We start from the raw sequence: 12786 nt of genomic DNA, 5'->3' as shown, positions 1-12786 counted from the left end.
CGATGTTCATCCTTTCACCTTGTCGCCCTTGGGGTCGTACAGCGGCTCGAGGTGGATATGTGCCGGGGTTTTTTCCATCGCCACGACCAGTTCGTAATCGCCGGAACCCAGGAAATCGTCGTCGACGCCGTCGGCGTTGCGCACATAGCCGTAGCCGATGTTCTTGCCGACCGTGTAGCCGTAGCCGCCGGACGACAGGTAGCCGACCGGCTCGCCGTTGCGCAGGATCGTCTCGCGCCCAACCAGCACGATGTCCGGGTCGTCGACGGTGAAGCCGGCGAAGCGCTTATTAAGCGGCGCGCCGTTGATCTTCTCCAGCGCGCGGCGGCCGACGAAGTCGGTGTTCTTGCGCAGCTTCACCGCCCAGCCGAGCCCTGCCTCGAACGGCGTGTCATTGGGCGTGATATCCGAACCCCAGGCGCGATAGCCTTTTTCGAGACGCAGCGATTCCAGCGCGCGGTAGCCGACGGGGCGGATGCCGTGCGCCGCGCCCGCCGCCATCAGCGCGTCGAACACCTTTCCGGTAGCCTCGATCGGGATGTGCAGTTCCCAGCCGAGCTCGCCGACATAGGTGACGCGCAACGCCCGCACCATCGCTCCGGCAATGCCGATCTCGCGGACATGGCCGAACGGGAAGGCGGCGTTGGAGACGTCGGCGTCGGTGACGGCCGCCAGCACTTTCCGGGCGTTCGGCCCCATCAGCGACAGCGTGCCGTATTTCTCGGTGATGTCCTCGATCGACACATCGAAATTTTCGGGAATATGGTCGGCGATCCAGGCGCGGTCGTGGGTACGGAAACCGGTTCCAGTCACGACGTAAAAAAGATCGTCGGCGAGCCGCGCCACAGTCAGGTCGGCCTCGATGCCGCCGCGCGTGTTGAGAAGCTGCGTGTAGGTCAGCCGCCCGGCCGGCTTCGAGACGTCGTTGGCGCAAATCCAGTCCAGCGCGCGCGCCGCGTCCGGGCCGCTCACTTCATATTTGGCGAAGGAGGACTGGTCGAAGATGCCGACATGCTCGCGCACATGCCGGTGCTCGTCGCCGACCGGCGCAAACCAGTTCTGCCGGCCCATGGAGTAGATATCCCTGGCTTTGGTGCCCTGGGGCGCGAACCAGTTTGGCCGCTCCCAGCCGAGTTTCGACCCGAAAACCGCGCCATGCGCGTTGAGCCTGTCGTAGAGCGGCGAGACGATAGCCGGGCGGCCGGACAGATATTCCTCGTGCGGGAAACCGATCGTGTAGTGTTTTCCGTAGGCTTCGAGCGTGCGGTCGCGCACCCACTGCCGGTCGCGGTGCAGGCCGGAAAAACGCCTGATATCGACGACCCATAGATCCAGCGGCGCCTCGCCGTCGACAACCCATTGCGCCAGCACCCAGCCGGCGCCGCCGCCGGACGCGATGCCGAAGGCGTTGAAGCCGGCGCCGACGAACATGTTGGCGCACTCCGGCGCGGAGCCGAGGATAAAATTGCCGTCCGGGGTAAAGCTTTCCGGCCCATTGATCATCTGCTTGACGCCGACGCGCTCCAGCGCAGGCACGCGCGCGATGGCCTGAGTCATATGCTGCTCGAAATGGTCGAAATCGTCGTCGAACAGCCGGAATTCCCAATCGTTCGGCACGTCGCCGCCGGCAAGCCCTGTGTCCCACGCCTGCGGATTCGGTTCATAGCCGCCCATGACGAGGCCGCCGACCTCCTCCTTGAAATAGGTGCGGCGGTCGGGGTCGCGGATCGTCGGCGCGTCGGCGGCAAGCCCGTCGATCTTCTCGGTGATGATGTACTGGTGTTTTACGGGCTGGAGTGGCACGTCGATGCCGGCCATGGCGCCGACCTGCCGCGCCCACTGGCCGGCGCAGTTCACCACTTTCTCGCAGGCAATGTCGCCCTTCGTGGTCTTGACCGTAGTGATGCGGCCGTCGGTCATGTCGAAGCCGGTGACGCGCACCTCCTCGAACAGTTTTGCGCCGTGCATACGCGCGCCCTTCGCCAGAGACTGCGTGATGTCGGAAGGGCTGGCCTGCCCGTCGGTAGGCAGCCATGAGGCGCCGACCAAGTCGGAGGTTTCCATCAGCGGCCACATCCTCTTGACCTCGGCCGCGTCCAGTAGGTGCATGTCCATGCCGAAGCTTTTCGCCGTGGTGGCGAGTCGGCGAAATTCGGTCCACCGGTCCTGGTTGGTGGCGAGCCGCAGGCAGCCGGTCATCTTCCAGCCGGTTTCCAGCCCGGTCTCGCCCTTGAGGGTCTTGTAGAGGTCGACCGAATATTTCAGCACGCGGGTGATCGAGGCGGACGAGCGCAACTGGCCCACCAGTCCGGCGGCATGCCATGTCGAGCCGGAGGTCAGCTTGCCCTGTTCCAGCAGCACGACATCGGCCTTGTGGTCGCGGGCGAGGTGATAGGCCGTCGAGCAGCCGATGATGCCCCCGCCGATGACGACGATCTGGGCGTGTGTTGGGAAAGTCATAGATGTTTCATCCCGTTCGGAATCTTTTTGTTTTCGGTCATAGGTTTTGCGCCTCAGCCGAGCCCGAGTCGCGTGCGTGTCCGCGCGGCACCCGCAGCGATCAGCCGGTCGGCTATGATGGCGATGAAGGCGACCGCCAGTCCCGCAACCAGACCGCGTCCGGTGTCCGCCTTGGTCAGCGCGATATAGACTTCCTGGCCGAGGTCGCGCGTGCCGACCAGCGCGGTGATCACCAGCATCGACAGCGCGAACATGATCGTCTGGTTGAGGCCGAGCATGATTTCCGGCAGCGCCAGCCTCAGCCGTATCTTGGTGAGAAGCTGCCAGGGCGTGCAGCCCATGGCGCGGCCGGCCTCGATGACGCGCGGATCAACCTTCTGCAGGCCGAGCACGGTGTAGCGGATGGCAGGCGCGATGGCATAGGCGACGATCGCGATCATGGCGGTAAAATCGCCGACGCGGAACAGCATCACCGCCGGCATCAGGTAGACGAAGGACGGCAGCGTCTGCAGCGTGTCGATGATCGCCTGCACCCACCGCCACAGTTTCTCACGCTCGGCGACGAGGATGGCGATGGGGACGCCGATCAGTGATGCGATCACCACCGAGATGCCGCAGAGATAGACGGTGACCATCGCCTTTTCCCATTGGCCGGTGGCGGCGATCAGGAAGGCAAGCACGCCCACCAGCGCGGCGAGACGTGTGCCGCCGAGCCGCCAGCCGGCGAAGGCCAGCATCCCGACCACGCCGAGCCAGGGCAGGCCGGCCAGCAGCCGCTTGAACGGCACGAGGATATTGAGCAGAACAGCGTTCTTCAGCGCCTCGAAGGCGTCGAAGAAGTTGACGTTTATCCATCCGACGACGCGCGAGAAGAACGTGCCGGTCGATATTTGCAGTGCCTCCGGATAGGTCTGCACGGCGGGCAGCGCCAGCCCGATGATGAAGGTCGCGGCCACCAGTGCCAGCGCGCCGGCCGTGTAGGGCGCACGCGCCACGATGCCCGCCGGACGCTCGGCATGGGCCGCCGTGCCGGCTTTGGCGGCAAAAGCCTGGCTCAGCCGGTCGAGCGCCACCGCGAGCGCGACGATCGCCAGACCGGCTTCGAGACCGGCGCCGATGTCGAGGCGGCGCAGTGCCGCCAGTACGTCGAAACCCAGCCCGCCGGCGCCGATCATCGAGGCGATGATGACCATATTGAGCGACAGCATGATCACCTGGTTGACGCCGACCATCAGGCTGTCCTTGGCCGAGGGAACCAGCACCCGCCAGGTCATCTGCCTTCGCGTGCAGCCGATCATGCGGCCGAGGTCGTGGATTTCCGACGGGATCGAGCGCAGCGCCAGGATGGTGATGCGGGTCATCGGCGGCATGGCGTAGATCAGCGTCGCGACGATCGCCGCGGTCGGCCCGAAGCCGAACAGGAACAGGATCGGCACGAGATAGGCGAAGACCGGGATCGTCTGCATCAGGTCGAGAACCGGTGTGAGCGCCACCTCGAAACGCGGCCAGCGATAGGCGGCCAGACCCAGCGCCAGCCCGCCCACGACGCCGATCGGCACGGCGACCAGGATGGACGCCAGCGTCACCATGGCGCTGGTCCATTGGCCGAACATAGCGAGGAACAAAAAACAGCCGCCGGCAAGCAGCGCCAGCCTTCGCCCGCCGGCATAAAATCCCATCATGGCGACGATGCCGACCACGGCGATCCACGACAGCGGCGGCACGATCTGGATTGCGCTGGAGCCCTGGCCGGAGAGAAAACCGGTGGCCAGCAGGCTGAGCGCCAGGCGATAGGGCAGGTCGATGATCGTGGCAACGAAGCGGGTCAGGTCGGTGAAGTTGAAAAGGCCGAAGCTGGCGTCGTTCACCAGCCATTTCATGGCTGCGCCGATCCAGCGCTGCGCCGGAATTTGCCAAGCCTTCGGATAGTCGAAGGCCCATTTCGCAAGGGGTTCGCCCCATTGCCAGAAGGCGATGAAAACAGCGAGTGCGATGAGCCACGGAAGGGATGGCATGCCGCCATCGATGCGCGGCGGGGCGATGGGAGCGGTATCGATGCCGGGCGCGCTCATGGCAGCGCTCCGTCTGATTTTCGTAAAGATCGGAGGCGCTCTGTCCCACCCCCCTCTGTCCTGCCGGACATCTCCCCCGCAAGGGGGGAGATTGGCCGGCCGCTCTGGTTTCGCCAATCACCAACGTTGCAGGAGGAGAGGTGAGGTTGAAGCTGCCAATCTCCCCCCTTGCGGGGGAGATGTCCGGCAGGACAGAGGGGGGTGCGAAGGAACGCAAACATCCTCACCCCCGCATCATGATGTCGATGACATCGGCGCGGTGCAGCGCGCCGGCGGTGCGGCCCTCGCCGTCCTCGACGCGTAGCAGATCGATGCCGGCGCCGAAACGCGGCGCCGCCTCCGCAACCGTGGCGCGGGCGGGGACGGCTGCGCCGTTCAAGCCCGCTGGCGCCGGCTTCATCACCGAGCCCACCTTGACGACCTTGGCTCGTGGCACGTTGCGGGTGAACTCGGCGACGTAGGGCGTCGCCGGGCTCAGCACGAGGTCCTCCGGCGTGCCGGCCTGGACGATCGCCCCGTCCTTCATGATGGCGATGCGGTCGGCGAGCCGGATCGCCTCGTCGAAATCGTGGGTGATGAACACGATGGTCTTCTTCAGCACCGATTGCAGGCGCATGAACTCGTCCTGCATCTCGCGGCGGATCAGCGGGTCGAGGGCGGAAAACGGCTCGTCGAGGAACCATAGTTCCGGCTCGACGGCGAGCGAGCGGGCAATGCCGACGCGCTGCTGCTGGCCGCCGGAAAGCTCGCGCGGGAAAAACGCCTCCTTGCCGGAAAGCCCGACCAGTTCGACCATCTTTTTCGCCCGCGTCTCCCGTGCCGTCCGCTCCATTCCCTGGACTTCCAGCGGGAAGGCGACGTTGGCGAGCACGGTGAGATGCGGCAGCAGGGCAAAGTTCTGGAACACCATGCCCATCTGGTGGCGGCGGATTTCGACCATGCGTTTGTCGCTGGCGGCGAGCAGGTTCTCGCCGTTGAACAGGATTTCGCCCGCCGTCGGCTCGACCAGCCGCGACAGGCAGCGCACCAGCGTCGATTTGCCCGAACCGGATAGTCCCATGATCACGAAGATTTCGCCCTCATGGACCGCGAGGTCAACGGCGCGCACCGCCGCGAACAGACGCGCAGCCGCTACCTCTTCCGGCGACGCGCTCTGTCGGCCGCTGGCGAAAAACGCTGCCGCGCCGGAGCCGAACAGCTTCCAGACGTTGCGGCAGACGAGTTTTGGTTGCGGGGACGTCACACGGCTGCCTCTGTTCCGTCCGCCCGTACAGGGAGGAGGATAACACCAGCCCCGCGAGCGGCCCTCCGGAAAGCCGTCCGCACTCAGGGCATCATCGGGTCCGGATGGATGGATCGCCTATTTCTTGATCCATTCCGACCAGCGGGGTTCGTTCTGGCCGATCCACTCGGTCACCACCTCGTCGACCTTCTTGCCGTCGAGATCGACCTTGGTGATCATCTGGCCCATCTCGTCATTGTTGAGCGAAAACGCCTTGATCGCCTTGTAGGCGCCCGGCCACTTGTCCTTCACGCCGGCCCAGCCGACCTTCCAGATCTCGCCATGCGGCTTGCCGCAATCATAGGCGGCGTCCGGGTTGGAACCCCATTTCGGGTCCGAGTAGCACTCCTTGGTGTATTCCGGGAAAGCTACCCATTCGCCCTTGTATTTGGCGGGCGCCCAGTGCGGCGCGTAGATCCACAGCAGGATCGGCGCCTGCCGCTGGTAGGCCGATTCCAGTTCGGCGAAAAGCGCGGCGTCGGTGCCGGCATGCACCACCTCGAAGGGCAGGCCGAGCGCCTCGACGCGCTCGTCGTCGAACCCGCCCCAGGTCACCGGCCCGCCGAGATAGCGACCTTTTGGCGCGGTCTCGGCTGTCGAGAAGGCTTCGGCGCATTTCTCGTCCTTCAGCGCTTCCCAGTTGGGCAGCCCTGGGCACTTTTCCTTCATGTATTCGGGAAACCACCATTCTTCCTTGGCCTGCATGCCGGTTGGGCCGAACACCTCGGTCTTGCCGGTGGCAGTGGAAGCATCCATGGCGTCGCGGCCCGTGGTTTCCCACATTTCCATGGCGACATGAAGGTCGCCCGTCTCCAGCCCCGCGAACTGCGCCAGATAGTCCGCCTGCACGTATTCGACGCTGTAGCCCGCCTTCTTGAGCACTTCGCCCATGATCTGGGTGGTGATCAACTGCCCGGTCCAGTCATGCAGCGTCAGTTTTATGGGGTCGGCTGATTCCTGCGCGCTGGAGGCGCCGGACATTGAAAGAAGAAGTGCCGCGGAAAGCGCCAGCGCTTTCGCAACGGATGCGGTCACGCGCCTGTCGTGAAACATGTCGAGTCTCCTGTTCACCCTCATTATTTTCTTGAACCGCGAGTTCCAAGCCACGTCGCCCATGGCAAGAAGCTGCCGCCGTCGGTACGGGCACTTTCAGTCAGGCACGGGCAGATTGTCAATAAAACACTGTGGCTTTTTCTGCCATTTTGACCGAAGGATTTTGGGTTGTTCAGAAGACTGCCACGGAAATCCAATTGATGCGGTCAATTGGATGGTGCGTTTTGAACCGGCCCTCCGTCAGGAGTTGTGATGCATTCGTTGTCCGCGAGATGGGCTTGCATGCTGACCCCCGCGGTGGGGATGATTCCGTTAGCGTTTCGGGGTATATATCGATTGAGCGATTTGCGGTGTTGCCCGCCGAAGTAGCGGGCGATGCGTTTCTGTGCTTTAATTGCCGGGATTTAGACAAATTTGGTAGTCATTGGCTGCCATGCGAACGGCAATATATATCTGAAGTCCAAAGAGCGGGTGGGCGCGTGAACGAGAACGACACCATCAATGCGATTGTTGAAGCGTTGCGGCTCGATCCGGATTTCGGAGAAGCCTTCGCGCAGCCCCGTACGCCGGCTGTCGATGTGGGTCAGCGCTTGGGGACGGTTGAGTCAGCCGGCGCTGGTCCGGTTTCTCCCGCTTCTCAGCTTGTCCCGCCGAAGCCGGTGTCGGAGCTTTTTGCCGGGCTATCGTCCGCAATTCCCGCCACTGCGAGGCGGATAGATACTTCAGCAGCGCCGGCATCGCCCCTGTCGCGTCCCGTCGGGACGCAGACGACAGCGCAAATTCCGCCGGCCGCCGACCGGCCGCAAGCGCCACAAGGCGTCCCTGTGCAGGGGCCTGGACTTGGTCCATTGTCGCCGAGACCGGTTATACCGACCGTCGCCCGGAGTCCGATGCCGACGCCAGCAGGCGGCCCAGCGGGGCCACGATCCGGAACTTCCGCGAACGTTCTCGGTTCGGTCGAAGCAGTTCGACGCACGAACGACATGTTCCGTCCGACGGCTGACAGGTCTGCGCCGATACTACCGCTGCCAGATTATGCGGTCACGAAATCGCCACTTCCCGGGGACAAATTGCCCCCCGGGGCGATGTCGGTGCAGTCGCAGTCCCATCCTATCGCCAGGATCGCTCAATCGGGGAACGTCACGGCACCTCTTGCACATCCGACAGCGGTCGACAGGCCGGCCCTGATGCCGACAAAGCCAGTCGTGGAGACTACCATGGACGAAGCCAAAGCGATCGACAGGCGCGAGTCCCAATTGAGGTCGCCTACATCATTTCCGGCCGCCTCCGACACATCGCGAACTGCTGCGGGGCTTTCGCGATTGGCAAGCATCGCTGCTGAGGTCGCCGCAGCAAGGGTTGCCGCTCGGGTGCCCGCAACGCAAGCAACTGCGCACGTGCGACCAGCAACGGCGGAACGGCTATCGACTCCATTGCCGCTCACCACTGCGAAGCCTGCCGTTTCGGCACCGAGCAACGAAACGGCAAGCGTCTCTACGATACCACCAACGTTTGAAGGCGTGTTCGATCTCTCGGCCGAAGCAAAGGCCGAGAGTGTGGTGAAGGAAACCGAGACGGCATTGAAGAAGGCGCAGGAAGACGCCAGGCAAATCAAAGCTGCCGCTGGAAATTCTGATCCCAAATCAGTCAAACGTGCGGAACTAGCTGTCAGGAAAGCTGACGTCACTTGGAAACGGGCCAAAATCGCGTTGAAGGAAATCTTGGCTGCAAAGCCTGCGGTGGTAGCGCCTAGCATCGTCGCCAAGCCGGCGACGCCTATCGAAGCTAATGCTCCGTCGGCTCCGGTCCGGTCGGCCGCTGTAATCCCAATAAGATCGGCTTCGACCACGCCGTCTGTCGCCAAGGTTCCCGCGCCGGCTGTCGCCAAGGTTCCCGCGCCGGCTGTGGCCAAGGCTCCTGCGCCTGTCGTCGCCAAGGCCCCTGCGCCGGCTGTGGCCAAGGCCGCCCCTGCGCCGGCTGTGGCCAAGGCTCCCGCGCCGGCCGTCGCCAAGGCTCCGGAACCCGTGTTGCCGACGCCGGTCATCCCCCCGCTTGTGCCTACTTTGGAAGAAGCAAGTCCTCTCGGACTGCTGGTGCGCCTTCGTAAAAAAGTCAGCGGGGCGCAGCTTTCTTTCATCGCTGTTGTGTTGGTGCCGGTCTTCCTGATCGGGCTCTATTATCTTTTCATCTCCTCCGACCAGTACCGCTCGGAGATGCGCTTCGCCGTGCGCGGCACCGAACGCTCGACGCTTGAGAACCTTGGGCTGAATGCGATACCGGGTGCCACCGAACAGGCGGGCGACGCCTACATCGTCATCGACTATATCCATTCGACGCAGATTCTGCTCGACATGCAGCAGAAGCTGGGGATCGATGTGCGCCAGTTCTTTGCGAAGCCCGACATCGACTTCGCCTATCGCATCGATCCCAACATGCCGCTTGAGAAATTCATCGGCTATTGGCGCTGGATGATCGACGCGAGCTACAATTCGACGACGTCGATCACCACATTCGAGGTGACGGCCTTCAATGGCCAGGATGCCGCGGCGATAGCCGACGCGGTCCTGAAGGTGTCCAACGAACTTGTCAACGACCTGTCGACGAAGGCGCGGCTTCAACTGATCTCGAACGCCCAGAGCGAAGTGACTCGAACCGAGGATCGGCTCGTCGCCGCCCGGCAGTCCGTGGCGCTGTTTCGCGATACGACGCAGATCACCGATCCTACCGCCCAGGCGGGGCTCGAACTCGCCCTCATCCAGGGGCTGGAACAGCAGATCATCGAGGCCAATTCGCGCCGCGCAGCTTTGCTGTCGACCGTCACGACGGATTCGCCTTCGGTCAGGGTCCTTGATCGCCAGATCGCAGCGCTCACGACCCAATTGGAGACGAAGCGCCGTGTGATCGGATCCGGCGGTGTCGCCACAACCGGTGGCGATCGCACCTTGACCACGAAGCTGACGGAGTACAACGCGCTCGCACTGGAACAGGAGTTTGCGGAAAAGGCCTATACGACAGCGCTGTCTTCCCTGGAGACGTCGCAGGCCGAAGCGCGCCGGCAGGACCGCTATTTCGCGATCGCCGTCGAACCGAACGTTCCCGAGATCGCCCTGCATCCGTTGCGTATGATCAACACGATGGTTGCCTTCTTCGCGCTGTGCGTGGTGTGGCTTATCGGTTATCTCATCGCCCAGGCCATCCGCGATCACACGATTTGATCGCGGAATGATCTTGATCGCGGATATTGCGATATCGACGGCACTTTCGTTCCGGCGCGGCGCGCACATCGATGGAACCGGCTTGTTGAAAACATGATTCGATTGAACAACGTCACAAAATCCTATCCTACGTGGGCGGGACGCAAGACCGTAATCAAGGGTATCACTGCCGACTTTGCTCCTGGCAGGAACATAGCCATCATGGGCAGCAACGGGGCCGGCAAGTCGACCCTCATGAGGCTTCTCTCGGGGGCCGAAATGCCCGATTCCGGGACAGTCGAACGGTCGGCGCGCGTCTCGTGGCCGCTCGGCTTCAACGGTGGACTGCATGCGTCGCTGACCGGTCGCGAAAACCTCGCTTTCGTCGCACGCATATATGGCCGTAACTATTCCGATCTGCTGGATTTCGTCGAGGATTTCGCCGAGATCGGGAGCTACATGAAGCAGCCGGTCAAGACCTATTCGAGCGGCATGAAAGCACGGTTGGCTTTCGGCATCTCGATGTCGATCCAGTTCGATTATTACCTTATCGACGAAGTGATCGCGGTCGGCGACCCATCGTTCAAACGCAAGAGCAAGCTTGTCCTGTCGGAAAGGCTGCAGAATTCGACGGTACTGCTGGTCTCGCACAGCAGTTCGATCATGAAGGAATTCTGCCAGCACGGAATCGTGGTCGAAGGCGGTCGGCTGCTGGAGTTCTCGAGCCTCACCAAGGCGATCAAATATTACGAGTCGTCCAGTTCCGCTTGAGGTCGGGCCTGCAGCTCGCAGGCTCATGCTCTCCTTGCGATGGGCCTATCGCCCAACGTAAGGAATGCCCGTGGCGACGTTTTTGAAGAATCTCTCGACGCGGGCGGAGAAGCGCCAGGCCTTGCCTGCCGATGTCTCGGCCGCGTCGCCTCCCTCCCGCCAAGCCAGCAGGTCGTCCACCGCCTGTTCCGGCGTGATGAACCGGCCGGTCTTGCGGCTGACATAGCTCGGGTACAGGATCAGGCTGCCGGCCACGAGTTCATTGAGCGTAAGGCGTCGGATGCGCCTGGGCAGTTCCAGCATGTCGCGCGTCAGTCCCCAGCCGGAATAGAAGGGCTGGCCGTAGCACGTCACGTCCTTGCCGCGGATGATTGCCTCGAAGCCGGTGAGCGAGGTCAGCACATGGACCTCGTCGACATTCGATAGCATCTGCACGATCGAAGCGTCGGTCACCAGGTCGTCGCAGATCTCCACGGCGCGCGCCTCGTCCGTTCCGGGAGAGCGAAGGCCGGCCACCACATCCGGATGCGGCTTGTAGACGATATGGGCGTCGGGCAGCGCCTCGCGTACGGCGCGCAGCAGATCGATGTTGCGCCGGATGCCGGGCGCGCCGAAACGGATCGAGGCGTCGCTTTCGACCTGGCCCGGCACGAGGACCACACGTTGCTGTGTGTCCGGCCTGGGCCAAGGTTCCGCGCGCAGATTGTATTTGCTGAGTTGTTCGGCGACGAGCCGCCCGCGCAGCCGTGCGGCTCGCTGCAGCAGGCCGTCGTCAAACTCCGCGGCGGCGAGGATTTTCTCCAGTGTCGAGGGAATGGCGGAATCGTAGTAGATACCCTCCGCATCAAGCGCCAAGGACAGTGGCCGCCTCAACTCCGCGCCGATCCCGACCGAACGCAGAAAACCATCCTCGACGCGGATGATGCTGGCGCCCTGCGGCAAGGGTTCGTTGGGAACGTTGCCCCATATGGCGACCGTCGCCCCCGAGGGGATTGACGCTGCACGGCTGGGAAAATGAAGCTGCGATCCGGCCATGAAATCGCGCAGCGCCGGTCTCTTCCAGAGCGAGAAGCCGAAGGCCTGCACGATTGGCGGAAAGCGCGACCGCATCCGGCGCTGCAATGCGATATGGTCGAGAACGGTCTCGACCTCGCAGCGCTTGCCGGTTTCCGGATCGATGTAGCGCGGATAGGCGACAAGCGTTGCGTGGACCAGTTGCTCGATGCTCGCACCGCGCCGGCGCTCAGGCGTGGGCGCCTCATCCGTTGTAAGCCCCCACCCGGCATAGAAGGGGACGCCGAAGCAGCGAACCGGCTTGCCCCAGATCAGGGCCTCGAACCCCATCTGCGAGGTCACAACGTAGACGGCCTCGGCTTTTTCGAGGATCGAGGCGGCATGGCAGTCGGCTGACAACACCTCGACGCGCGGCAGCCGCGCGATCTTGTTGAGATCAAAATGGCCCTTCTTGCGGCGGGCGCGGACGTCGGGATGGGTCTTCACCAGAACCGTGCAGCCGGGGTTCTCGCGGATGGCAGCATCGAGCATGCGCCGGAAGCTGGCGACATCGGCAAGCCCGTAGCGGATGGAATCATCCTTGTAGGTCTGGTCGACTACTAGCACGAACCGCTCCGGCAGCACGCCGGAATAGTCGCGCGCGCTGTTGTATTTGGAGACGCGCCCCTCCTGCCAGGCTGTCATCAGCCGCCGCGCCCGTTCCGCCTGTCCTTCGGAGAGCGGTACGGCAATCAGCCGCTCCAACGCCGAAGGGCCGGTTGCGTCGAAGTGGATGCCAGTATCGTCGACGACGACGGACAGCGGAGGATCCTTGCTGCCCGAACCCATGGAGCGCAGGAAGCCGTCTTCCAGGCAGACGAACGGCAGGCCGGCCGCGGCCGCGGTCCGTTGCGCTTTCAAGGATGTCGGCTTCCTGCCCCATCCTGCGATCTGGTCGCAA

General features: G+C 63.4%; 7 protein-coding genes. 2 read left to right on the top strand and 5 right to left on the bottom strand.

The features are described from left to right. Positions 1-6 precede the first annotated feature (6 nt). From ACSBOB_RS27280 to ACSBOB_RS27265, 4 genes are all read right to left on the bottom strand, one after another. A complete protein-coding gene (locus ACSBOB_RS27280; protein ID WP_442579179.1) occupies positions 7-2460 on the bottom strand; it encodes a GcvT family protein in 2454 nt (817 codons plus the stop codon). A 53-nt stretch (positions 2461-2513) separates the two neighbouring features. Beyond that, positions 2514-4475: an ABC transporter permease gene (locus ACSBOB_RS27275; RefSeq protein WP_442583845.1), complete on the bottom strand. Its 1962-nt coding sequence runs from the start codon at positions 4473-4475 to the stop codon at positions 2514-2516. A gap of 280 nt (positions 4476-4755) precedes the next feature. Continuing rightward, positions 4756-5775 carry a quaternary amine ABC transporter ATP-binding protein gene (locus ACSBOB_RS27270; protein ID WP_442579178.1) on the bottom strand — a complete coding sequence of 340 codons (1020 nt, stop codon included), beginning with the start codon at positions 5773-5775 and terminating at the stop codon, positions 4756-4758. Between the two features lie 117 nt (positions 5776-5892). Further along, entirely contained in the window at positions 5893-6867 is a 975-nt protein-coding gene (locus ACSBOB_RS27265; RefSeq protein ID WP_442579177.1) for an ABC transporter substrate-binding protein, read from the bottom strand. Between the two features lie 1217 nt (positions 6868-8084). Here ACSBOB_RS27265 and ACSBOB_RS27260 point away from each other — a divergent pair. Further along, positions 8085-10082, top strand: coding sequence for a hypothetical protein (locus ACSBOB_RS27260; protein WP_442579176.1), 1998 nt, complete (start codon positions 8085-8087; stop codon positions 10080-10082). Between the two features lie 93 nt (positions 10083-10175). After that, entirely contained in the window at positions 10176-10832 is a 657-nt protein-coding gene (locus ACSBOB_RS27255) for an ABC transporter ATP-binding protein (RefSeq protein ID WP_442579175.1), read from the top strand. Between the two features lie 45 nt (positions 10833-10877). Here ACSBOB_RS27255 and ACSBOB_RS27250 read toward each other — a convergent pair whose 3' ends face one another. Continuing rightward, on the bottom strand, positions 10878-12746 hold the full coding sequence (locus ACSBOB_RS27250; RefSeq protein WP_442579174.1) for a capsular polysaccharide biosynthesis protein: 1869 nt from the start codon (positions 12744-12746) through the stop codon (positions 10878-10880). Positions 12747-12786 lie beyond the last annotated feature (40 nt).

The sequence above is a fragment of the Mesorhizobium sp. KACC 23794 genome, assembly GCF_052180275.1.
GTDB lineage: Bacteria > Pseudomonadota > Alphaproteobacteria > Rhizobiales > Rhizobiaceae > Kumtagia.
The sequence above is the reverse complement of the archived record's forward strand: the minus strand, read 5'-3'. Positions and strand labels throughout refer to the sequence as shown.